The organism is Gardnerella sp. DNF01180P, assembly GCF_049244205.1.
Taxonomy (GTDB): Bacteria; Actinomycetota; Actinomycetes; order Actinomycetales; family Bifidobacteriaceae; genus Bifidobacterium; species Bifidobacterium swidsinskii.
On the sequence record NZ_CP058386.1, the window covers coordinates 1,582,031 to 1,606,559 of the forward strand.

Annotated in this window: 17 protein-coding genes and 3 tRNA genes; 2 read left to right on the forward strand and 18 right to left on the reverse strand. The window is 42.7% G+C overall.

The genetic code is table 11. From position 1 onward, the window contains the following. Positions 1-9 precede the first annotated feature (9 nt). From pstS to HXT40_RS06540, 11 genes are all read right to left on the reverse strand, one after another. Entirely contained in the window at positions 10-1,236 is a 1,227-nt protein-coding gene (gene pstS / locus HXT40_RS06490) for a phosphate ABC transporter substrate-binding protein PstS (RefSeq protein WP_410310235.1), read from the reverse strand. A 206-nt stretch (positions 1,237-1,442) separates the two neighbouring features. Beyond that, the gene (mtnN, locus tag HXT40_RS06495) at positions 1,443-2,153 is read right to left on the reverse strand and encodes a 5'-methylthioadenosine/S-adenosylhomocysteine nucleosidase (RefSeq protein WP_012913804.1); all 711 of its coding nucleotides are present in this window, start codon (positions 2,151-2,153) and stop codon (positions 1,443-1,445) included. After that, positions 2,146-2,652: a hypothetical protein gene (locus tag HXT40_RS06500; protein ID WP_102703336.1), complete on the reverse strand. Its 507-nt coding sequence runs from the start codon at positions 2,650-2,652 to the stop codon at positions 2,146-2,148. Before HXT40_RS06500 ends, mtnN begins: the two co-directional genes overlap by 8 nt. 113 nt (positions 2,653-2,765) lie before the next feature. Next, complete coding sequence (locus HXT40_RS06505) at positions 2,766-3,947, reverse strand: 3-deoxy-7-phosphoheptulonate synthase (protein WP_064621722.1); 1,182 nt, start codon at positions 3,945-3,947, stop codon at positions 2,766-2,768. Positions 3,948-4,218: 271 nt separating this feature from the next. After that, positions 4,219-5,553, reverse strand: a complete 1,335-nt coding sequence (locus tag HXT40_RS06510; protein WP_103013784.1) for a C1 family peptidase — start codon at positions 5,551-5,553, stop codon at positions 4,219-4,221. Positions 5,554-5,664: 111 nt separating this feature from the next. Then, the gene (locus tag HXT40_RS06515) at positions 5,665-7,089 is read right to left on the reverse strand and encodes a cell division protein (protein ID WP_033888563.1); all 1,425 of its coding nucleotides are present in this window, start codon (positions 7,087-7,089) and stop codon (positions 5,665-5,667) included. A 176-nt stretch (positions 7,090-7,265) separates the two neighbouring features. Further along, positions 7,266-8,231 (reverse strand): polyphenol oxidase family protein, encoded by a 966-nt coding sequence (locus HXT40_RS06520; RefSeq protein WP_116431943.1) that lies wholly within the window; start codon positions 8,229-8,231, stop codon positions 7,266-7,268. 14 nt (positions 8,232-8,245) lie between these two features. Then, the gene (locus HXT40_RS06525; RefSeq protein WP_076002605.1) at positions 8,246-9,109 is read right to left on the reverse strand and encodes an aldo/keto reductase; all 864 of its coding nucleotides are present in this window, start codon (positions 9,107-9,109) and stop codon (positions 8,246-8,248) included. A gap of 246 nt (positions 9,110-9,355) precedes the next feature. Then, positions 9,356-12,136, reverse strand: coding sequence for a polyribonucleotide nucleotidyltransferase (locus tag HXT40_RS06530; RefSeq protein WP_116431944.1), 2,781 nt, complete (start codon positions 12,134-12,136; stop codon positions 9,356-9,358). A gap of 345 nt (positions 12,137-12,481) precedes the next feature. Beyond that, a complete protein-coding gene (rpsO, locus tag HXT40_RS06535; RefSeq protein WP_004109774.1) occupies positions 12,482-12,751 on the reverse strand; it encodes a 30S ribosomal protein S15 in 270 nt (89 codons plus the stop codon). Between the two features lie 130 nt (positions 12,752-12,881). Then, positions 12,882-13,625 carry a hypothetical protein gene (locus HXT40_RS06540; RefSeq protein ID WP_004109776.1) on the reverse strand — a complete coding sequence of 248 codons (744 nt, stop codon included), beginning with the start codon at positions 13,623-13,625 and terminating at the stop codon, positions 12,882-12,884. 227 nt (positions 13,626-13,852) lie between these two features. On the opposite strand from HXT40_RS06540, the gene HXT40_RS06545 reads away from it, so the two are divergent. After that, entirely contained in the window at positions 13,853-14,539 is a 687-nt protein-coding gene (locus HXT40_RS06545; protein ID WP_004109778.1) for a DedA family protein, read from the forward strand. A 115-nt stretch (positions 14,540-14,654) separates the two neighbouring features. Next, positions 14,655-14,727, forward strand: a tRNA-Ala gene (locus HXT40_RS06550). Positions 14,728-14,816: 89 nt separating this feature from the next. Here the strand turns inward: HXT40_RS06550 and HXT40_RS06555 are convergent. From HXT40_RS06555 to gltX, 7 genes are all read right to left on the reverse strand, one after another. After that, the gene (locus HXT40_RS06555) at positions 14,817-17,150 is read right to left on the reverse strand and encodes a hypothetical protein (protein WP_421777234.1); all 2,334 of its coding nucleotides are present in this window, start codon (positions 17,148-17,150) and stop codon (positions 14,817-14,819) included. Positions 17,151-17,185: 35 nt separating this feature from the next. After that, positions 17,186-19,099 (reverse strand): serine/threonine protein kinase, encoded by a 1,914-nt coding sequence (locus HXT40_RS06560; protein ID WP_421777235.1) that lies wholly within the window; start codon positions 19,097-19,099, stop codon positions 17,186-17,188. Between the two features lie 190 nt (positions 19,100-19,289). Beyond that, positions 19,290-20,651, reverse strand: a complete 1,362-nt coding sequence (murA, locus tag HXT40_RS06565; protein WP_004109784.1) for a UDP-N-acetylglucosamine 1-carboxyvinyltransferase — start codon at positions 20,649-20,651, stop codon at positions 19,290-19,292. 91 nt (positions 20,652-20,742) lie between these two features. Next, positions 20,743-22,035 (reverse strand): metallophosphoesterase, encoded by a 1,293-nt coding sequence (locus HXT40_RS06570; RefSeq protein ID WP_410310238.1) that lies wholly within the window; start codon positions 22,033-22,035, stop codon positions 20,743-20,745. A gap of 531 nt (positions 22,036-22,566) precedes the next feature. Further along, positions 22,567-22,638: transfer RNA gene (locus HXT40_RS06575), tRNA-Gln, on the reverse strand. A gap of 40 nt (positions 22,639-22,678) precedes the next feature. After that, positions 22,679-22,751: transfer RNA gene (locus HXT40_RS06580), tRNA-Glu, on the reverse strand. A gap of 185 nt (positions 22,752-22,936) precedes the next feature. Beyond that, entirely contained in the window at positions 22,937-24,499 is a 1,563-nt protein-coding gene (gene gltX, locus HXT40_RS06585) for a glutamate--tRNA ligase (RefSeq protein ID WP_116431948.1), read from the reverse strand. Positions 24,500-24,529 lie beyond the last annotated feature (30 nt).

The window sequence follows — 24,529 nt, forward strand, 5'->3', positions numbered from 1 at the left end:
GTAAAGTTTTTACTTTCCTGTTTTAACAGACTTAATCGATGCGTTAATTTTGCTTACCAAATTTTGTGGAAGTGGAGCCGTTCCAGCAGCAGAAGAAGCAGCATTCTGCCCTTCCGCGCTAGTTACGTAGCTAAGCCAAGACTTCACAAATCGAGCAGTTCCAGCATCTTTATAAACCGGGCAAGCAATATCGTAAGAAACTAACACAATTGGATAAGCACCCTTAGATTGCGTATTGTGATTAATTTTCATAACAACGCGATTAGGATATTTTGCAGAAGCGTCTGCGTCAATTTCAGAATCAGCTAAAGTTTTAGAAGCAGCTTCCGGAGAAATCTCATTGTAAGTATCCCCCACCTTCACTGCAACAGTACCGAGCTTACCGACCTGTGAAAAATCAGCGTAACCAATCGCACCATTTGCCATGCGAATAGTAGATACAACGCCCGAAGTGCCCTTTGCACCTTGACCGACACTATTTGGCCAGTTTTCAGAAAGATCATATTTCCAATCGTCCGGAGCAGCGTCTTTCACATAGCTTAAGAAATTCTGCGTTGTACCGGACTTATCGGAGCGGTGAACAACAGTAATCGGGGTGTCTGGAAGCTTTAGCTTAGGATTCTGCTTCTTGATATCGTCATCATTCCAGCGCGTAATTTTTCCGTCGAAAATTTTAGCAATCGTCGAAGCGTCCAAATTAATATGCTTGCCAGCATCCGAAACACCTTTAAGGTTGAAAATAATCGCAATTGGTGAAACATACACGGGCACATCGAAAGCCGTAGTTCCATGAGCACAAATCGACTTAGACTTTTCAACTTCGTCGTTACTCAACGCTTTGTCTGAACCAGCCCAAGCCGTGGCACCAGTCATAAAAGTGGTAACGCCAGCACCAGAACCAGTAGGATTGTAAGCAATTTTTGCACCCGGATTTTTAGATTGGAATCCTGCAATCCACGCTTCCATTGCAACCTGCTGGGAAGAAGCACCCGAGCCTTGGAAATTGCCGGAGATCTTAGTGTTTTGCGAACCTGACGCATTGGAATTATCAGCAGGAACATTGTCTCCGCAAGCAGAGCAGGTTGCACACAAGCCGAAAGTTAGCGCCGCCGCAGCAATACTGCGGAACTTAAGTGCGCTTTTAGTCGTATTAAATTTATTCATATTTGACTTATTCATATCGTTACGCATATTCTTCTTTCCTTTCGCGAAGAATTGCCTTGCGCCCCACCACATTTTCGCGTTCCTATAGCCGTATTGCGAATTGGGCGCATTTTCTTAATTAATCCCTATCTTTTTTTATTAACGCAACCATCGTAAACAGGTGGGTAAAACCTCACCGGCAAAAATAAAGTGGGTACCAAAAATGGCGGTATTTGGTGCTATATTTAACGCGACTTAAGCAAAATGAAGGTCGGCGACCACATCAGCGTGTCGAAATGCTACAAATTGCGAAGAATATTTACCGTAATTTTTGCAGCAGTGTCCGCATACTCGGAAATATCAAAAGTGTGAAAATCCTCGTATTTTGTATCCGCATTATCGCTCATTGCGCGCACAACAAGTGCAGGAACGTCGTTACGAGCAGCCACATGCAAGACTGCTGCGCCTTCCATTTCCACAGCATCCGCTTGAGTAGCTGCAATTACCTCCGCTACTTTTTCTGGCGAATCAACAAAATATCCGCCGGATGCAATAGTGCCAGCGATATGCGTGATTTTCATATCGGTAAGCACTTTACTAGCTACTTTAAGAAGATAATCATCCGAATTAAATTCGCTTGCAAATGGCTTCCATTGACCGATTAAGCGCATATCGGTATCGAGATATTTTACAGTTTTTCCAAGAACAACATCGTTCGTATGCAAATTTTTATTAAGATTTCCTGCAATACCAGAAAAAATTACGACTTGAGGGTTATATGCGTCAATAAGATATTGCACAGTTGCAGCAGCATTAACCAGACCCATTCCGCCAACAGTAGCCGCGACTTCGATTTTACTGCCATTCGCCGAGTCAAGAGTGCCGCAAGATACATCAAGACTTGCAGAGTGATCGTGAGTCACGTTTTCAAGCGCACTGGCAATATGCGCAACTTCTTCCTCTAAAGCACCAACAACAGCGACTTTCGTAATTTTCTCAGTACTAGGCATTAGCAGAATCATCCTTTTTTACTTCGCTACTTACGCATTTATCGTTATTCTTAACCAAAAACACGCATACTAAAGTCATAATAACAAAAGTCAAAGTCGCAATTTTCAGCAATGCTCCGCACGTAAAATCAAACCAAGGATTCACAACAGGAACATTGAAAAACGCAATAATTTGATTCTGCAGGGCAAGAAAAGCGAAAAATCCGGCTATAAGCAATACACAAACTAAAGTGCCAACAATGCGACGCCATCCGTTAGCAAAAACAAGCAAAGCAATTCCAGTTACAAACGGCATAAAAACGCTAAACCACAATGCAGAAAACGTAACAAGCGTATAACCAGCACTATGCGTGCCACGATACCATGCAAAAGCCAACAAAATAACACCAGTTGCAATCAAAGCTAACAATATATAACGCACCACCGGTAGTGCTTTACACATAAAACCTTTATTCGCATTATTCCCATTATTCGCTTTATTCAAGTCTTCGTTATACATTTCAACACACTCCCTTGTACGCAAAATATAATGCAAAAATAGGCGGCAAATACAGTAAGGAACATAAGCCAAGTAGAAATTAATTGAGATTATCTTACTACAATCTCTAAGCTCTAAGCTCTACGGCGAGTTGCTACAGATTTATCTAAAATTCTTAGCAAATTGGCAGTATCTTCCCAAGAAATACAACGATCCGTAATAGACTTCCCATATTCAAGTTCGCTAAGAGGAGCAGGATCCTGATTACCACCCTGTAAGAAGCTCTCCATCATCACGCCCTTAATACCCTGCTCACCCGCAGCCAAACGATCCGCAATCTCACGCACAACCTCAATCTGGCGACGCTCATCCTTGCCAGAATTACCATGCGAGCAATCCACAACAACACCATGCGAAGCCATGCAACCAGTACCCAAACGCAAACGAATTGAAGCCACAGCAGAAGCAACCGACGCAGCATCATAATTCGGCCCCTTACTAGATCCGCGCAAAACCACGTGACAATCAGGGTTGCCAAGAGTCTGCACAGCACAAGCGCGACCAAGATGATCAATACCAAAGAACGTATGATGCTGGCTCGCAGCTAAGCAGCCATTTACAGCCGCAGAAACAGAACCATCCGTAGCATTCTTAAAACCAACCGGCATAGAAAGACCACTAGCAAGCTGACGATGAATCTGAGACTCAGTATTACGCGCACCAATCGCACCCCAGCTCACAGCATCCGCAATAAACTGAGGGCTGGTCGGCTCCAAAAATTCAGTAGCAGCAGCCAAACCAGCATCCAACACGCCGAGCAAAGTCTTACGCGCAAGCAACAAACCCTTATGAATATCATGCGTTCCGTCAATATCCGGGTCGTTAATCAAACCCTTCCAGCCAAGAGCTGTGCGCGGCTTTTCAAAATACACGCGCATAACAATAAGAAGCTCATCTTCAAGCTCCGAACGCAACTTAGCTAAACGACTCGCATAATCAAGAGCAGCCTTAGGATCATGCACAGAACACGGGCCAACAATAACCAACAAGCGATCATCTTCGCCATTCAAACAGCTACGAATCTCATCGCGCGACTCAGCAACAATATCCTGCGCATACGGCGACAATGGCAACTCACCAAGCACCTGAGCAGGAGTTGGCAAAGGCTCCAGCTCAAGCACGCGGCGGTTTATTATGCGATCCACACCAACCTGGTCTTCCCAGCGCTGAAACTTCGCGGAATTAAGAGGGTTACGCCCCTCCTCAACTTCCTTCTTTACCGCGCGAGAAGTACGCTGCTCAGCTGTAGAAGCCATTTGTCACCATCCTATAAAAACTGTGCTTGGTGCGATCGGTGGGTGCGAGGAGAGAATCAACCTAACTTGGTGGGGTCGGTGTACGCATCTTGAAATAAAGATGCGTGCACCGCCGAGCTTGCGTTGAAAGCACAACCACATTTGATGTGGTCGGTGCTTGCATCTTGAATAAAGATGCAAGCACCGCCGAGCTCACGCGAAAAGCACACTGTGCTTTTCGCAATAGTGAGCGCGGCGCTTTGGAGTAGCTTAAGCGCCCAATGCGCTTAAGCTAAGCCAAAGCGCCCATTGGATCCCACGCCGGTAATACGATTGCTGGTTCTTCTAGGGCTTTGCGATATTCTTCCGGAAGCAGATTCTTCGGCACTGCAACTTCGTACACATACTCGGTAAACCAGTCGTCACTCATCGTAAAGTAACCCTTATCTGCAATATCAGTGCCCCAAGAGTTCTCTACGCGCCAACGGCGAGTAGTCGTACCATCATCAGCAACATCCACACCAGCAAAAGCCATAGCGTGATTCATCGCAGAATCAGCAAAACGCACACGCGCTTCCTTATCCAAATCAAAATCAACGCCATAAACGCGACCATACTCGAACAAATCAGTAGCCCAAGCGCCATTCTCGCGATCCATCATAGGATGGCAATCGGCACCAAACCACACTGGAATGCCCTTCTCAACCAAAATCTTACGCACGCAATCCTTCATAAACTGGTTTGGCACGTTCAAATATTCGGTTGCGTCTCCGCCAGCAACATTACCCAAATGCTCAATAGCAATCTTCTTGCCCTTAGGATGTTCAGCTCGAGGATCGTCAACCAAGCACACATAATCCTCAAGACCAGCATTCACGTACTTCTTCCAAAACTCAACTGGCGTAATCTCACCATCGCGATGGAACTTGCCGTCGCTATCAGTCCACTCCCAATCGAAGCTCTTAGGTGGCTCACCCAAGTGAATTGTCAAAATCCTGTGACCTGCAGCAGTAGCATCCGCAATAATCGCATCAATTTCAGTGGCATTCGCATACATATGAGCAACAGCAGTATGCAAAAGCGCACGCAACTGCGTATTCATAGCACCAGTATTCTTAGAAGAAGCAGTTTCTGGGAACAAATCCTTAGGAACAGCACCATACTTCTTGTAAACATTCATAGCCATGGTCCACTGGCCGCCATCGCCCATAACGTCATGCAACAAATGCTGAATCAAACGAGAATCTGAAGGCTCACCTGCACGCACCAAAGCAGCAACATCCTTCAAGAAGTAGTTAATTCGCTCAAGCTTGTCGTAGTACATCGCATAGTTTTGAGAAAACTCAAATTCCTTCAATCCAAGGGATTTCTTCGCAATGAAACGAGCCACGTTCAACGAACTAAACAGCCAGCAACGGCCAGAACGATCCTGATGTGTTGCATCTCCGTTATCAACAATGGTAGAAAAACGACGCTGCAATAAGCGCGCACGATCATAATTACGCGCGACTTTATCAATACCAGCAGCAGTCACACCATTCATAGCTAAACGGTTTAAAGGATTTGCGTCAAAATCCTCACGCAAACCTTGTAATTTTTCATCAGTTAGAGCAGTGATTTCAGTCACAATGCTACCTTTCCTGTTAATTATCAATATTTATTTCAAATATTTATTCAAATACCAGCACATTCTAGCGTACGATGTTTAAGCCAATCTACAAATTTTACAATATTTTCTTTATTGATTATCTGTGTCTTGATCTTCTTGAGACTCGTTAGCTTCTTCAGATTCAGCCAACGCAGCTTGAACATCTCGCTGAGCCTGCTTCGCATCTGCAGAAGATTGAGCATCCGACGAATCCTCATTATCGTCAGAAGCTTGCGCAACTTGTTGGTTTTGTTGAGCATCCCCAAAATCAAATCCAGAGAAAGCATTCGCAAACAGCGAACGCAATTCCGTAACGCGCTGCGTAATAGTTGCCTCACGATGCTGCAATTGGGTTAATCGAGTCGTCATGCCATCAAGCTCTTGCTGCGCTGCAGCTCTACGCTCTTCAACCTGAGCAGTTGCTTCCTGCATAGCTTTGCGCACAATATCAGCAGCCTGACTATCCGCAGCCTGATGCGTTTGCGCTGCATATTCGTCAGCTTCTTGATGAACAGTTTTTGCGCGAGCAACCAAAGCATCTGCTTCTTCCTGAGCTGCTCTTTCTTTCTCTTTCAAACCAGAAAGCAAGGCATTGACTTTCTTTGTAGCTTCCTCCTGTTGAGCAGCAATATCTGCTCGAATCTGCTCAACTTCTGCACTAACTTGGCTTAACGTACGCGTGCGTTCAACTTGAGCATCATCTGCAATTTCTTGAGCTTTAGCAGCAGCAGCATCCGTAATTTCGCCAGCTTTGCGCTGTGCGTCAGCCATCATCTTCGAAGCGTGTTCGCGCATATCAGCAAGCTTTTTATTTGCTTCTGCAAGAGCAGATTCAATCTGATCGTTTGTTTCAGCTTTAGCACGTGCAATCTCTTCGTTTGCAGCCGCACGCTGCTCAGCAATTTTTTGCGCAGCTTCCGACTTAAGTTGCGAAATGCTGCTTTCTTGCTGAGCGCGCTCAGAAGCCATGCGCTTCGTATGTTCTTCTTGAGTGTTTTGTAAAGCTAATTCTGCAGCGTCTTTTTGAGCTTGCACATCTTTAGCAGTAGTATCGCGCAAACGTGCAGAATCTTCTTGTGCAGCTTGCATAAGTTGTGTCGACTTTTGCGTGGCATTGGAAAGCATTGTGTCTGCTTTAGTTTGTGCTTCTTGCATTAAATGTGCAGCATCCAGTTTTGCATTGTTCAGCAAAGTTCCAGCTTGTGCTTGTGCATTCTTTTTAATTGATGCAGCATCTTGCTTAGCGCGCTCAAGCAATTGAGAACTAGTCTGCTCTGCAGATGCCAGCAATTGTTGCGCATTTGCACCTAAGGATGCAAAAGTATTTCCGCTTTTTGCACGTTTTACATTATTTTTTTCTTCTTGCAATTGCGCTTGTAATTGCAAAATTGATTCATCGCTTGAACGCACTTGTTCACGCAGACGAGAAATAGTACGCTCATAGTTTGCAAATGCTTCATTTACCTTGTCTTTATCGTACCCACGCAACGCGGTTGGAAATAAATCAGCCACCATAATATTCCTTTCACAAGCCCCCACACAGCTGCACAAAACGCTGTGCTACACCATCAGAATCAACGCTATCACTTACAAGCAAAAAACACTCGTGTGTTGCGCACGTTTTTGCTAAGCTCACACAACTGCACTTACTACCTAGCTCAAATACAGTAATGTTTATATAGCATATGCGATTATTTGTCGCGAATTACTAAAGCAAGAAGTCTACCTTCATGCGATTTTCCAGCTAAACTAGCACGTCGATGAGAATACCATAGCGGATTTTCCAAAGTGCACATTGGGTTTTGCAAATTTTGCAAACGTTCCGGCAAAGACTCGCCTTCCCCATCTACTTCGCAAATCGCGCGCAATTCCTCATCTTCCTGCAAATATTGCGTAGCTGCAGTAACTCTTGGCAAAGCGTCAACAATATTCGCAACTCCTGCGAGCGCTAAATCAATGCGTGCAGCTTCAGCAATATCAATACCAATTCCACCGAAACGCGTTTTTGTTACAGTTTGCGGATAACGTTTTTCAAAATCGCGCGCAATACTCTCACCAACTTCGTAGCAATCTCCACAAATACACGGACCGAGCACTGCTTCTATACGAGAACGCTCAGCTCCCTTTTCGCACATTGCTTCGATGACAGCATCAAGCACTCCAGCCATCAATCCTTTTCGTCCACAATGCGCTGCAGCGATTACTCCAGCTTCGTCGTCCGCAAGTAAAACTGGCAAACAATCTGCAGCAAACATTCCTAATGCAAGCGAGCACGCAGTTGAAACTTGCGCATCTGCTTCAATTCTCAATTGCGAATCCGCAAAACCTGTTGCATCAAAGCCGTAAGAAGTATTCCATGAATCTACTACACTATCTGCGTCAAATACTTCTCTGCTATGAACTTGAGCAACAAGCGACAAGTCAGCTTGCAAAGCTTTTTGTAAAGCTGCGCGATTGCTTGCTACAGCCTCCTCACTATCTCCTGCGCGTCCGCCTAAATTAAGTGAAGCAAATAAGCCTTCAGAAATTCCACCCAATCTAGTAGTAAAAACTGCATGAGTGCGAGACCCTAACGGCACTGGAATGGTTACAGGAATTGGCGTACCGTCCTCATCTTCGTGCGGCAATGGCATACCAGTTACGCTTGTTTCTTGCATTTTATTGTTTTCTTTCAGCCTAAATAAGCCAATTCTTCATTGCTTAATTGCAAATCAGAAGCTTTCAAACTATCTAAAATTGTAGCTGGTCTGTGAGCTCCAGGAATGACAAATATGTGATCGCCTTTAGCGAGCTCCCAAGCCAAAACTACTTGCTGATAACTTACGTTATGATCTTCAGCAACTTTGCGGAATGGATCGAAAAGATGCTCGTCATAAGGATGACGGAATCCACCTAATGGACTCCAGCAAACAAAAGCAATTCCAAGCTTTTCGCAATATTGCAACGTATCTTCATTCTCTAAATGAACTGGAGAATATTGATTTTGTACTGCTACTAGCTTTTCTCCTAAAATGTTGCGCGCAATATCGATTTGCTCCACAGAAGCGTTAGAAATACCGATTTCTCGAGCCACACCTTCATCAAGCAACTCTTGCATTGCTTCAATAGACTCATTGTATGGAACTTCTGGATCTGGCCTGTGGAAGTAAAGCAAGTCAATAGTGTCAACGCCTAGAGCCATTGCAGACTCTTTGGCATGCGCAATCAAATGCTCTGGCTTACCATCCTTACCCCACGTTGGTCGCCCGTCAGTAAAGTTACGGAAGTGACCGACTTTAGTAGCAACCAAAATAGAAGATTTGTCGCCTTTCCAGCTTTCTAAAGCCTCACGAACAAGCTTTTCGCCAGTTTGTTCTTCACCACCAGAGCAGTAATATGCCCAAGCTGTGTCAATATGCGTACAACCTGCATCAAGAGCTGCGTGAATTGTTTCAATTCCCATATCGTGACCAAGATTGTTTTCTATTGTCAATGGCATTTCGCCAAAACCAATAGCGGTTGTATCAAACGAACCTAATGCGCGATGCATAACCATATTTCACCCCTATTTTGTAAGTTTTATATTTTTCGTAAGTATTTATTATTGCATTACGCTACTTTACGCAGTCACAATATTTTACTACTTTTTATATTTTATTTTATTGCACAGATTGCATAAAACATTTAAATAGCTATCTAAAAGAAATGCCTCCAAACGCAAACGCAGCTTGAAGGCATTTCTACGAATATTTATTTTTATTTAGTATCTAGCAATAATTTTGCTTTAATACTATTTGCGCAATTAATCTTCCTCAAATGGATCAAAATCGCGACGCACGCGGCGACGAGGACGCTCTGCGCGCTCTTCACGAGCCGAACGATACTCGTCATAGTGATCGTCATCAGCTGCATAACGCGGCTTTCTATCAGATACGCGACGATTTTCTGAATCTCGACGATTTGAGCGATCTTCACGGTCGTCACGATCTGCACGATCTTCACGGTCGTCACGATTTTCGTAACGATCGTCACGATCATCGCGCACGCGGCGACGAGGACGTTCATCAAAATCGTTATCGCTGTAACGGTTATCGCGATCCGCACGATCTGCACGACGGTCGTCTCGACGAGTGTTGCGGTCATCATAACGGTTATCGCGATCCATGTATCGGTCATTTCGATCCATGCGATCTCGATCGTCACGGTCATCGCGCATGCGGCGACGAGGACGCTCATCGCGATCTGCACGATCCGCACGGTCATGATTATCGCGATCGTCACGGCGAGAACGACGGTAATCGCCACGAGAGTCACGAGAATCGCGATCGTCGCGAGAACTGCGGGAACGATTTTCACGCGCTGCTGGAGCAGAAGATTCTTGATCTTCAAAACCTGGAATAGCCAAAGAAATTTTGCCACGCTCATCTACGCTTTGTACGATAACTTCAACATTATCGCCTTCCTTCAGCACATCTTCAACAGTGTCAATGCGCTCACCATTTGCTAAATTGCGAATCTGTGAAATGTGAAGCAAACCGTCAGTTCCAGGAGTCAAATTCACAAAAGCTCCAAAGCTTGTGGTCTTAACAACCTTGCCTGTGAAAGTTTCACCAGCTTTTGGCACACGAGGATTTGCAATAGAATCGATGATTCCCTTAGCTTTCTCAGCAGCTTCTCCGCCTTCAGAAGAAATGTAAACAGTACCGTCATCTTCAATAGCGATTTCAGCACCAGTTTCTTCCTGAATTTGGTTAATCATCTTGCCCTTAGGCCCAATTACCTCACCAATCTTGTCTACAGGAATTGTGGTTGTAATAATGCGTGGAGCGAATGGACTCATCTCAGCTGGGCAATCAATGCATTCGTTAATAACTTCAAGAATCGTTGCACGAGCTTCATGTGCCTGCTGCAAAGCGGCAGCTAAAATATCAGCTGGAATACCATCAAGCTTCGTATCGAGCTGCAAAGCAGTGATGAATTCAGAAGTACCAGCAACCTTGAAGTCCATATCACCAAATGCATCTTCTGCACCGAGAATATCAGTCAAAGTCTTGAAGATATGCTTTCCATCAACATCACCAGAAACTAAGCCCATAGCAATACCAGCAACTGGAGCCTTCAAAGGCACGCCAGCAGCAAGCAAAGAAAGCGTAGAAGCACAAACGGAACCCATAGAAGTAGAACCGTTAGAACCAATAGCTTCAGACACCTGACGAATAGCGTATGGGAACTCTTCGCGACCTGGCAAAACTGGAACCAAAGCCTTCTCAGCTAAAGCACCGTGACCAATTTCACGACGCTTTGGAGAACCAACGCGACCAGTTTCACCAGTGGAGTATGGAGGCATTTCGTAATTGTGCATATAACGCTTAGTCTGTGGACCAGAAAGCGCATCAACCTGCTGCTCCATCTTAAGCATATTCAAAGTAGTCACACCCAAAATCTGAGTTTCACCACGCTGGAAAAGTGCAGAACCGTGTACGCGAGGCACAACATCAACTTCTGCAGAAAGCGTACGAATATCGCGCAAACCACGACCATCAATACGATAATCTTCAGTCAAAATACGACGACGAACAATTTGACGCTGCAATTCTTTAAACGCATTGCCGAGTTCCTTTTCCTTTTCGGCTTCGTCCATATCAGTGAATTCTTCAGCGATTGCAGCACGCACGCCTTCCTTAATTTCAGCGATGCGATCTTGACGAGGAAGCTTTTCAGCAATAGAAAGAGCTTCATTCAAATCAGCATGAGCAATCTCGTCAATACGAGCATAAAGTTCGTCAGTATATTCTGGGAAGAGTTGGAATTCCTTAGTTTCCTTAGCTGCAATACGCTTCAACTCATTTTGAGCATCGCAAATAACCTTAATAAATGGCTTTGCAGCTTCCAAACCTCCGGCTACGACTTGCTCATCTGGCTTGGTTTGACCATCATTGTAAATCAAATTCCAAGCATTCTTACCAGCACCAGCCTCAATCATTGCAATAGCAACATCGCCGTTTTCAATCACACGACCAGCCACAACAATCTCAAATACTGCACGCTCGCGCTCACTCCAACGTGGGAAAGCAACCCACTGGCCATCAATCAAAGCCAAACGAACGCCAGAAACTGGGCCCTCAAATGGCAAACCAGAAATCATAGTAGATGCAGACGCCGCATTCAAAGCAATAACATCGTAAGCATCATCTGGATTAATTGCCAAAATTGTTTCAACAACTTGCACTTCGTTACGTAAAGTGTGTGGGAACAACGGACGCAACGGGCGATCAATAATACGGCATGCCAACGTTGCTTCGTTAGAAGGACGACCTTCACGGCGGAAGAACGAACCTGGAATCTTTCCAGCAGCATACATTTTTTCTTCCACATCAACAGTTAATGGGAAGAAGTCGTAATTTTCCTTCGGACTAGATCCTGCAGTCGTCGTCGACAAAATCATGGAATCGTCATCCAAATATGCGGCAACAGCACCATCTGCTTGCTGAGCAAGTCGACCAGTTTCAAAGCGTAGCGTACGCTTACCAAATGAACCATTATCAATAACGGCTTCTACAGCCTTAATTTCGGGACCCTCCACGGGTTCCTCCTTTTCTTAACTTACCTAATCAACCAACATGCGTAATAACATTGACGACTTCGCATTATTACTTATATGCGAATATTTGCACTCTTTGCAACACTTGCGTTACGTCAATATTTCGTAGTGTTTTTTGTTTCGGTTACTTCAATCATCCGTATTCAGTTATACATCAATCTTTAATTATTTTTTGAATTATTCGTTAATTCTTTTTAGTTATAAATTTTAAATATTGTTCACAACACTTACCCCAAATCTGTGAATATGTGAACAATTTTTATGCGTACACGTACCTGCGTACAGCACAAAGAATACAAAAGCCCGAGCTAAGCCCGGGCTACAAGACTATCGACGCAAGCCAAGTCGTTCAATCAAAGAACGATAACGGTTGATGTCAACACGCTTCAAGTAATCGAGAAGACGACGACGATCACCAACCATGAGCAACAAGCCACGACGAGAATGATGATCGTGCTTGTGCTCCTTCAAGTGCTCAGTAAGGTCAGCAATGCGCTTGCTAAGCAAAGCGACCTGCACTTCTGGGGAACCCGTGTCACCCTCGTGCGTCGCGTATTCGTTGATAATATTCTTCTTATCTTCAGCCGTTAATGCCACGGCGTCCTCCTTAATATCACTGCGCGGTGCCACAACCTTCTGCTGTAGCGCTCTCAATCCGCGGGCGTTACACGCCAAGTCTCTATCATACAACCACTTGCAAACAACTTATTTTCGCAAAATCCAAATATTACATTGCGGTCATAAAGCCACCAAATAACACAACTAGAATTGCCAAAACCTCAATTGCATAAAACATTATGAACGACGCCCAACTACGCGTAAGAACATTCAAAGCCGAGGTTTTAGGAACAATGACAAGCAAACCAACAAAAATGACAGCAAATACAGCTACTCCAATACCTGCAGAAATAATGCCAAGATTTGCCGCATTCGCTAAACCTGAAGCATGACCATAGACCACATACGTCGAATACCAGAAGCTCATGTTTAGCATGCATAATCCGGCAATAAGTTGTTCTAAAGCCAGAAAAACAGCAAACATTATCCGCCAAATCCAACGATGAGTGTCAATCAACGCCATAGCAAGACTTGTAAAAGCAGACACTGTGATTACCCACGAAATAAAAACAACACCTTGCGAAGATAATCCAGAGCAATGCGAAATAACCCACGAAGTATGACGAGCTGCCATAGTGCGACCAATCCAATACGGAATAACAATAGCGACAAGCAGAACGCCAAAATAAATCCACCAATTCTTTGGATTAGAATGCTTACGAGAAAAATCAGCAATCGACAAGTCTGTTTCCGGCAAACCAATGTTTACATATTCGTCAGGAATTTTGCTTTTCGAATCATCATTCTTTTTTAAAACTTCATTAGCATTGATTACACGAGCAGAACGTTTCCTAGGCTTTAGCGGAGCAAAACTTTGTGGATATTCACCATCATGCTCATCATTTAACTTCATACGTTACTTCTCCTGCCAATCTTTAATTGCCAAGCAATTTCTCAAGTTTTAACCATGCAACATTACATTACTAACTATTATTGTATGTTATAACGCAATTAACTGATAGCGTGTGCACAAAAAGTGTCAACCGTTTATGGCGACTGCTAGGCTCAAAATAACAGTTGTTTCGCTTGATTTTTAATTAACAAGCGTCACTAAATACGCAAAATTTATGACAGGACATTATGGGATTTATTCATTTTATTGTTAACCTACTCAAGGATCCACGCTCAGCTATTGCAAGTTGGATTGCAATGGGCACAGCTCCAGCATTAGGCCTTATTTTTCTCATTGTTTTTATTGAAACAGGCGTAGTATTCTTCCCATTCCTTCCAGGAGATTCACTTCTTTTCGCAGCAGGGTTTTTTGCAGCTCCTGACGCTCAAACAGGTCATAGCGCGCTTCCACTTCCACTATTACTTGCCGTAGTGTGGCTAGCCCCAATTATTGGCGATCAGTGCAATTACTTTATTGGTCATTTCTTCGGACGAAAGATTGTAGAATCCGGGAAAGTAAAAGCGCTCACTCCAGAACGAGTTGCAAAAACCGAAAAAATGATTGATAAATGGGGTCCGCTGGCAGTATTCTTGGGTAGATTCTTCCCATTCATACGCACTTTTATGCCGTTCATCTCCGGAATTTCTGGAATGCGTTGGATACGCTTCACACCATTTTCTGTACTAGGCGGTCTCGTTTGGTCGTCGCTTTTCACATTTCTTGGATATTTCTTCGGCAAGATTGATTTCGTACAGAAGAATTTTGAATTAGTAATTGTTGCAATTTTGCTTATCTCGCTTGTGCCAACTTTTATTGGTTTATACAAAGCGCACAAAGCAAAGAAAGCAGCAAAACTTAATAAAGAAAACAAATAAACTAGTATTTTAACTTACGACACTCAAGCACGCTGCACTACAAGAAATGTTGTTTTTATACAAGCTTTGTAGTACAGTGTGCAGAGTTGTCGTAAGATGATTTGTCTTAGACATTGGGGCTATAGCTCAGTTGGTAGAGCGCTTCGTTCGCATCGAAGAGGTCGTGGTTTCGATTACCATTAGCTCCACTGAGCCCACTGCATTCATTCCACCGCAGTGGGCTTTTTATTTTTCTCGCACAATGCCTGTCAAATCTAGCAAAACTAATTAGAATAGTTTACTGATTGCTAATTTTCTTTTTAAAAATAATGCTAATTCCTAATGCAGCACAAAGAATTGCTATAATTCCAGTGCCAATATAAGCCACAATTTCTATATAATTTACCGATTTTCGCTTAAAGGAATCAGCATTTTCAAAAGATTTTTCCGATTTTTTCACTTGCGAACGAGCTATCCAATCATCGTTATCGGAGCTATTGTCGGAATCATCATCTAAACCATCATCAGAACTATCAGCATCTTTACTCTCGCTATTTTTAGATTTTTTATCTGCTTCAGATTTTTTTACAAGCTTATTTGCAATAGAAACAATTTTTACATTTTTATATTGCAAAGTTGTTATATTTCCCGCATAATCTGCAGCTTTTACTAATACGTCGTGAGTAAAACCGTCTGGTTTTAGTTTTATAGATAAAACTGATTTATTCACATCTTTACCGCTCCAAATACGATTTGTTTTACCATCAACATCGATTGTTACATATTGCAATGCTATGTTATCTTTTGCACTAATACGTAAAATTTTTCCTTCTTTATTAGTGCGATAAGTAGAATTATTTTGCATATCAAACACTGTTGTGATTGGAGCAAGATTATCTACTGTAAATTGCACGGAAGCTGGTGCAAATTGCAACATTCCTTCCTTTTTGCTAACTGCACTTTCGCTACAAGAATGATTGCCTGCCTTGTCTACTGACATAATGCGCACCCGATAATGAGCGTTATCGGCAAAATTCCGTTTAAAAATAGTGTAAGTCAATCGTCGCCAGCCACGATCTGTGCGACTGTTTACAGAAAAATCCTGTTTTGATAAAATCTTCTCTACACCGTCTTGCATAACACTAATTTTTGCAGGACTTGCCAGTCCGCTAGGATTGAGTTCTTCAATATGAATATCTTTAGCATTTTGCAATTGTTTACGATTCATTGCTTTAGTGGAACTATCTATACTAAATGAGGAACCGCTTCTATTTATAGAAAATTGCAACTTACCAGAAATAACATGATCTACTAAATCTTTAGCACTCCACTGAAGCTGATATACGTCATCGTCTTGAATTCCATTATAAAAACCTGCGTATTGCACACTTACGCTTTGCGAATCAGCTTTTCTAGACACAAAAGAACGCAATTCCTTAGCATATCGCATTCTTCTCAGCGAATACGTTACGCTTGCAGGTTTTAGCCAACGATCTTTTATAACTAATGTTGGAACTACAGCATGAGAATACGCTCCGCCTTGTTGCACTCCAGTAATAGAAACAGTTGGCGAAAGCGTATCAATAATGAATTTATTACTGATAGAAGAACTCGCATTACCCGATAAATCTTCAACACAATAGCGAACATCCCAAGAAGCATCCCCCGAAAAAGAAACATCAGCATACCACACGTTTGTATGCACACCATCGTTTTTAAAGCTTTTAGCTGTAAGTACCATAACCTGCTTACCATCAGCAAAAACTTTCGCAATAGGATAAGAATCGTGAAGCAAATACGAGAAAACGAACGAATCATCCTGTATTAATATTCTTGAAGCTCGATTATTACGAAAATATTTGCCTTCATACGATGCGTTGTTGTCATAACTAACACTCAAGCGAGGAACAGTTTTGTCAATAACAATATATCTTGGACGCTTGCTATAAGAATTATCTTTTGTTAAATCTGAAGCATTCAAAACTGAATCAGGAATACTTAATATTGGCTTACGAGAGCGCAATTTGTTGCCAGAAAGTTTACTTTCATTAGAAATATAGTTAGTTTGCTTTGAAACATGAGAATTAGAGTCAACTCCTCCCCATATGCGTTTAGGATGCATTGTTACAGCAGCAAGTCTTATAGAGATATCTTGCAAATCGTATATTCCTTCTTTTTGCAATTCAACTCTTACTATTCCTAATACTCGAGGTCGGATCTTATAACGAATATTAACTAGCGACGACACCGCCTCAATCTTAGCTAAATCAACTTTGGCACTCACTATTTGATATCTTCCAACGCTAACAGTAGCTTTATGCGCGTTCCTAATTTCCGAAGCGTCCAATCCATCAAAAGTTATAAGTAGCGAAGCAGCACGTTTAGTAAACATGTACTCGCCTTGAGTGCGAACAGTTTTCTGTTTTGTCATAACAGAAACATTTGCTATATGCAATCCTTTGGCTGCGTTATAGCTGTTTTTTGCATACGCAATAGAATTAAGTGGCAATAATGCAACAACTATAGCAGCACTAATAAATACAATAATCCCAATATAAACGCCAATGCGAGCGCAGCCGCATTGAAATCGCTTGAAAAACCACATATCCCCCAAATTTCTTTGTTTACACATTTATTCCCTCCCTTTTATTATTCCTTTTATTTCTTTTATTTCTTTTGCAAAAAAGCTAGATTAATTTCGTCTTGAACTTTTTTGACACTGTCGATTGCGTTTTTCTTTCTACTTACAGCTTCATCATTTGACACATGCGCTTGTTTAAGAAGATATTCTGCCTTGTCGCACATTTGCTGAATTTCTTGTTTACTGGATCCACTTTCTAGAAACATCGGCAACCACGAATGAATTGATTGCAAAACTAGTTCTCCAGTATCCACAAATAAAATGTCTCCGTGATCTTTCTCAACAATTTGCATTAGCTGCTGTAATTGATTCACATAATTTTTATACGTTTCTACGCTTGCACAATCTTTAGAAACATCAACAAGTTGCGCATAAGCGTCAGAAATAGCGATGTACGCGCTTAACATTTTTTGATTTGAAACAGTATGCGATATGCCATCAGAATTAGTTTCTACAGCTTGCAAAGACGCTTTATTCGCATCTATCTCATATTTTTGAGCCTCTTGGAACCATACTTTTGCTACTCGCATACGAGATAATCGTTCTGTTTGCGAAACTTTTCCAGAAAATCCTGCAAAATAGTACCAATACGCTTTGCCTATTTCTATAGAAATATTCAACCAATCTTTATTTACAGGACGCAAGTTTTGCTCGTATTTATTAATCAAACCAACAAAACATTGCTCTTCGTTGGCACTCCATTGCTGATCTGCAAGTTGAATTTGCAATAAAATTTGGAGAGGTTTAAATGATATTTTGCTTATATATTTCTTCTTGATCATACTATTTTGCACTTGCATTGCATGAGAAATATAGCGACACGCAATATCCGAATTGCTTTCACGCTCAGCTAATTGCATGTAAGAATCGTAGCTTTTATTATTTTTGCGTATTTCCTCAATTCTTTTACTACTTGGCTCACCATCAAAAGATTGCTTATTTCGATTTACAAAAGCATTCCCAACAAATAAACCTAAGCAGTTGAATAAAATTACTATAAAAACTAGTACTACAACAATTAATGCCGTAATTGCATAGCGCTTTTTTCTAGGCTTAGAACTATTTCTGCATTGTTTGCGTCGCAATACATCCGTAGAAGTGTCGCATTGTTGCGAATGTTTTTCTGTATGCTCACACGCTTCCAGTGCAGAAAACATTTCGTCGCAATCTTTATGTCTATGAGATGGTTTAGTAGCTGTAGCTATTGCGAGCACAGACACTAATTGTTCTACTACTTCACGATTCTCATGAGACAATAGTACAGCAGATTGCACGTTTGTTTTAGGCACTTCAGTTGGTAATAATGCGTAACGCAATGTCATTCCAATCGAATACACATCGCTTGAAGTAGTTGCTGCAGAGTTTTCGTTCAAAATTTCAGGAGCGGTAAAAATATTAGTAGCAAATCGCGCGTCGCACTGGTCTATTGTGCGCAAATCAAGCACTCCCCCGTTTGCATATAATTGCGTTGCAGCACCAAAATCAATCAAACGGACTGTGCCATCTTCTGAAATCATAACCTGAGAAGGCTTAAGATCACCGTATATAATTGGCGGATAATGCGAATGTAAATAAGAAAGTATTGAGCAAAGTTGCATACCTAAATCAAGAACAGTTTCAACATTTTGCAATCCAGATTCTTCTACAATAGATTTTAAAGAACGTCCCTTTACATAATCGCGAACAGCATAAGCTCTACCATTTTCTTCAAAAAAATCAACAATTCGCGGAATAGCTGGATGATCGCATTCCTTTAAAACATTCGCTTCAGCACGTAAGGATTGAATAATACGCCGTTGATACTCTTCGTCTCCTTGCAGAAGCGTTTCTTTAACAGCCCATTGCTTGTGCAAAACGGTGTCAACAGCAAGAAACACTGTTGAAGTGCCACCACGCCCCAGCTCACCAAGCAGCTGATAGCGTCCGCCTACACAAACCATCGTTACGCCTCCGCAATATTGAAAACTCCAACTACTCATCAAATATTTCAGTTAATTTTTTGAGTAATTGAATTACAGTTGCGACTACTGTACCGATAAATTTATGCGTAAAAAAGCTTTTTATAGCATTGTGGATAAAAGCTTATAAACCTACAAAACTCACGTTTTGTAGAAGAAGTAGAAGAATATATCAGTCGATATTAGCACCCAATGCTAAAAGTTTGCCTCTAAAATCTGCATATCCTCGATCAATTAGCGAAATTCCACGCACATTCGACGGACCTTGAGCAGTAAGAGCTGCAATCAAATGGCTAAAGCCTCCGCGCAAATCAGGTACATCAATATCTTGACCTGTCAACGGAGTAGGTCCGAAAATCACTGCAGAATGCTTGTAATTGCGCTGCTGGAATCTGCAAGGAAGCGAACCTAAGCATTCACGATAAAGCTGAATCATAGCTCCCATTTGCACAAGTGGCTTCGTGAAACCAAAACGATTTTCATAAACAGTTTCATGCACAATACTCAAGCCCTTCGCTTGAGTAAGCGCAACGACAAGAGGTTGCTGCCAATCAGTCATAAAACCAGGATGTACATCGGTTTCAATAGCAACCGGATGCAAATCCCCACCCGGATGCCAGAAACGAATTCCTTTATCTGTAACATCAAATTGTCCGCCAACTTTACGGAACACATTTAAGAAAGTCATCATTTCTGGCTGAGTTGCGCCCTTAATAAACACATCTCCGTGTGTTGCAAGAGCAGCAGAAGCCCAAGAAGCTGCTTCGATGCGATCAGTTAATGACGTATGAGTGTATCCTTGAAGCTCTTTTACTCCCTCAATACGGAAAGTACGGTCAACATCTACAGAAATAATCGCACCCATCTTTTGCAAAACGGCTACCAAATCCATAATTTCTGGCTCAATTGCAGCTCCGGAAAGCTCTGTACGACCTTCTGCAAGAACCGCTGCAAGCAAAGTCTGTTCGGTTGCGCCGACAGAAGGATAAGGCAAATGAATTTTAGTGCCATGTAAGCCATTAGGTGCAGTAATATGAATACCATCCTCGTGATCTTTATCTACATTTGCACCAAGTTTACGCAACGTCTCAAGATGAAAATCAATTGGACGGCCGCCAATATTGCATCCTCCAAGCGCAGGAATAAACGCTTCTCCAAGACGATGAAGAAGAGGACCAGAGAAAAGAATTGGAATACGAGACGAACCAGAAAGAGTGTCGACGTCAGCTACATCTGCGAGCTGCACTTTTGTGGCATCAATTGTTACAATGCCTTCAGGTCCATTAACTTCAACGTCAACACCATGCAAACGCAACAAATCAGAAACTACATGAACATCGCGAATTTCAGGAACGTTTTTTAGAACAGACTTGCCAGGTGCCAACAAAGCTGCAACCATAGCCTTGCTAACAAAGTTTTTTGCACCACGCACTTTAATAGTGCCATTAAGCGGCTTACCACCTTCTACATGCAACACATCTGCAGCGTCAATGCCACTATTGTTGTTCTGCTCAGCCGTATTGTGTGCGGACACATTTACCTCTTTCGTTCGCGCTAAAACACTATTCACTATAATACCGGCATATTTGCCAACGCGCTCATGCAATCTATTAAAACTGATTAAATTAGCGCGTAGATCGTTGACGCCATCGACGAATCAATCTAGTAAGTAATGATGGTTTACGTAATAAATCCACTTCTGGCAATTCATGCTCAGACTCAGCTGTAAGAGCATAAGTATAGGCTTTTTTGGAAGAAGGTTTGCCAACAAGATTCCCAAATTCAAGCATTTGCGTACGCGGTTCAAACGGGTGACGAATATCAAATTCAAGCAAGCGCACGCCTCTTTTAGCAGGTTCAGGACCGTAAGATCCAAAACCACATGTAGGAGTGGCAACAAATAGCATATTACTCTCGGGATCTTTAGCTGCGAAAGAATTGCGGTGATCGTGACCGGCAATTAGCGCAAAAGCTCCTGCATCAAGCAAAGCAGCGTATTCACCACTATCGACGTCAGGGCAGCTGATTCCTTCACCTAAATACCCATCGGGCAGAACATGTTTTTCGTCAAGAGCATAATAGCGACCAGCAAAAGTACGATACCCTTCAATAGCATGTTCGCGCGCAGCAAGTTCTTGCGGAACTTCACGAAGAACACGATAATATTGCGGCAATGGAAAATGCTGAAAAACACAAATATGCTCAGGCAAATAAGAAGAAAGACCAGAAATAAACTCGATAGTTTTTTTAGAAGGGCTACCATATCCGCCGGATTTAGCATAATCTCCAGAATCAACTAAAACTATTGAAAAAACAACCTTTTCATGCTTTTCATCCATAACAGGCAAGGCAAAAGTACCAGGCTCACATGTAAAAATAATCTGCTTTGGCAACACACATTTTGTCGATTGCATAGCACTTGCAGAAGATACATTAGAAGCACTGCGATTCATGCAACATGGAAAATCTTGATATATCTTATCAAGCTCTTCATTACTCAGACCGCACTGGAAATCATGATTCCCATAAGTAACAACCCACGGAATACTGCGATCTTCTAGTGGCTTCATTAACTTAGCAACAAATTCGTGCACCTTATCAACCAATTGCTTCTTATCAGAAGCTGAAATATTGGAAGATTCCTGCCAGAGTCTACGCTGAAAAGTTTTTGCAAATACTCTTTCATAACCTGCAATCTGGTTTCCAGTAAAAACTACAAGATCTGGTCGCACAGCATCGCAAGCAGAAGCAATAAGTCGAATAGTATCTTGTGAAATACGTAACCCATCTTGAACATCTGCACACTGAAGCACCCGGAATTTACCAGAAAGATGGAACTGCAAACGTCCTAAACGAGCCGAAATAGATAAAGGAAGTGCCGCAGATGCATGAGCTTCAGATTGTGCAGAATCAGTCATACTTTAAGCATACGGCAGATATGCCGCGACTCACTCAATTTTGTGCGCAAGTTTACATAAATTATTTACATTCAAAAATACTAAATTAAGCAAATACTGATAATAAATAACCTAAAAGCGATAAAAACGTGCAATTTCAGTAAAATAGTTACAAATTCACAGACAATTCACAGGTAATCGCATTACTGCACTCAGCATAAGGTGGTTATTATATATACATCAAAGGGAAATAAACTACAAGCAAGTAGTTGAATTTGACTTTAATAACTTAAACCTCTCTTCTTCTCTTCTTTCTCTAACCCCGGTCACGCACCGGGGTTTTTGATTTTAAGGCTACATAAGAAGCGTGCGGCAAGCGTGGTAAACGGGAGTAAACGGCAAAAACTGAGCATGTATGTAAAGAAACTGCCGCTTTCACGCCAACAAGCGGCAGAAACTTTACAGCCGTGTAAAGAAAAGGTCGCGCGCTGAGACAAATCGCAGTAATACAGATAGATAACAAAAAAGCCCTCGTTCTACGAGAGCTATTCGCTGGGGTACCTGGACTCGAACCAAGAATGGATGAACCAGAATCACCTGTGTTGCCAATTACACCATACCCCAATTGACAAGCTTCGCGGCTCTTGGAACCGTTCCGTCTTCGTACCCCCGACCGGATTTGAACCGGTGTTGGCGCCGTGAGAGGGCGTAGTCCTAGACCGCTAGACGACGGGGGCTTTCATTTATCAGCTACGCCTCTTGACGCAACAAATAGCGACTTTACAACATAAAGCAAATACTTGCAACCGCGGCGTGTCGAAAATATATTAAGCATAAAACAAATAAAAAGGCGGAAATGCAGCAATAGTGCCACACTTCCGCCTTATTCAAATTTTATTTGCGCTTATAAATTATTGGTGATTTACAAATGCTCGCGTAAACCAGCCAAACGCGCCAAAGTCACGTCTTTGCCCACGATTTCCATGGACTCAAACAGTGGAGGCGAAACGCGACGACCAGAAAGTGCAACTCGCACAGGGCCAAACGCCAAGCGCGGCTTGTAGCCAGCTTCCTCAACAAGCTTCTTGTTCAAAAGCTCGTGCAAGGAATCAGTATGCCAATCAGCAGCATCAACGTCCTTCAAGGCAGCGAGCGCAGCGTCAAGAACCTCTCCTGCAGATTCCTTCAACTGCTTACGAGCGTCGTCATCTGGAGCAATGTAGCCATCTTCACTTAACAGGCTGCCAACCATTCCAGCGACCTCGCCAAGCAAACGCACGCGAGGCTGTACAAGAGGTGCAGCAGCGGTGAGTACTTCACGCTCGCGGTCAGTTAACGCATCCCAATTATCCGCACTAACTACGCCATCCTTATGCAAGTAAGGCACAGAACGGTTCAAGAAATCTTGAGGCTCAAGCATGCGAATATGCTCAGCGTTAATCGAAATTGCTTTATCCAAGTCAAAGTGTGCAGGATTTGCCTTAACGTCGCGCACATCGAACTTTTCAACCATCTCGTCCATAGTGAACACGTCACGATCAGGCGCAATAGACCATCCAAGCAAAGCCAAGTAATTCAGCAAGCCTTCTGGAATAAATCCGTTATCCCTATGCAAGAACAAGTTGGACTCAGGGTCTCTCTTAGAAAGCTTCTTCTTACCTTCGCCCATAACGTAAGGCATATGTCCGTAAAGCGGAGTTTCCTTAGCAATACCCATCTCCATAAGATAACGGTACAGCACAATCTGACGAGGTGTGGAGCTCAAAATATCCTCACCGCGCAAAACCACATTCACATCCATTAACGCATCGTCAACAGGGTTCGTAAGCGTATAAAGTGGATCGCCATTCGGACGCACAATCACATAATCTGGAACAGATCCGGCTTTAAAAGTAATTTCACCACGAATTAAATCGTTAAAAGTAATGTCTTCATTTGGCATCTTCAAGCGAAGTGCAGGTTTGCGACCTTCGTCGCGGAAAGCTTGCTTCTGTTCTTCCGTAAGATTGCGATCGTAGCCATCGTAACCAAATTCAGCAGGACGGCCAGCAGCAATATTACGCTCCTTAATTTCTTCAGGAGTAGAGAAGGATTCATAAGCGTATCCTGCTTCAAAAAGCTTTTGTGCTACGTCTTTATAAATTTCCATGCGCTGGGACTGGCGATACGGTCCGTTATCTCCGCCAACATCAATGCCCTCGTCCCAATCAATATTGAGCCAACGAAGAGCCTCAATAATCTGCTGGTAGCTTTCCTCACTATCGCGCTCATTATCGGTATCTTCAATACGGAAAAGCAATTTGCCGTGAGTATGGCGAGCCTCCGCCCAGTTAAATAGCGCGGTACGAACCATACCTACGTGAGGTGTACCGGTTGGCGAAGGGCAAAAACGCACGCGAACATTCTTTGGAAGTTCAGGCTTTGCGGATTTTGTTGCATTATTAGCAACTTCTTGAGTTTCCTCGATATCAGTCATAGGTTCCATTGTGCCGCGCGTTACGGACGTGCAGCATTC

Coding starts and splice junctions, on each gene's coding strand:
- HXT40_RS06560 (WP_421777235.1), bottom strand. CDS start 19,099: ATGGTTTGTGTAGGCGGACGCTATCAGCTGCTTGGTGAGCTGGGGCGT.
- HXT40_RS06505 (WP_064621722.1), bottom strand. CDS start 3,947: ATGGCTTCTACAGCTGAGCAGCGTACTTCTCGCGCGGTAAAGAAGGAA.
- HXT40_RS06515 (WP_033888563.1), bottom strand. CDS start 7,089: ATGGTGGCTGATTTATTTCCAACCGCGTTGCGTGGGTACGATAAAGAC.
- HXT40_RS06570 (WP_410310238.1), bottom strand. CDS start 22,035: ATGACTGATTCTGCACAATCTGAAGCTCATGCATCTGCGGCACTTCCT.
- HXT40_RS06540 (WP_004109776.1), bottom strand. CDS start 13,625: ATGAAGTTAAATGATGAGCATGATGGTGAATATCCACAAAGTTTTGCT.
- HXT40_RS06520 (WP_116431943.1), bottom strand. CDS start 8,231: ATGCAAGAAACAAGCGTAACTGGTATGCCATTGCCGCACGAAGATGAG.
- HXT40_RS06500 (WP_102703336.1), bottom strand. CDS start 2,652: ATGTATAACGAAGACTTGAATAAAGCGAATAATGGGAATAATGCGAAT.
- gltX (WP_116431948.1), bottom strand. CDS start 24,499: ATGGAACCTATGACTGATATCGAGGAAACTCAAGAAGTTGCTAATAAT.
- HXT40_RS06545 (WP_004109778.1), top strand. CDS start 13,853: ATGGGATTTATTCATTTTATTGTTAACCTACTCAAGGATCCACGCTCA.
- HXT40_RS06525 (WP_076002605.1), bottom strand. CDS start 9,109: ATGGTTATGCATCGCGCATTAGGTTCGTTTGATACAACCGCTATTGGT.
- mtnN (WP_012913804.1), bottom strand. CDS start 2,153: ATGCCTAGTACTGAGAAAATTACGAAAGTCGCTGTTGTTGGTGCTTTA.
- HXT40_RS06555 (WP_421777234.1), bottom strand. CDS start 17,150: ATGTGTAAACAAAGAAATTTGGGGGATATGTGGTTTTTCAAGCGATTT.
- pstS (WP_410310235.1), bottom strand. CDS start 1,236: ATGTGGTGGGGCGCAAGGCAATTCTTCGCGAAAGGAAAGAAGAATATG.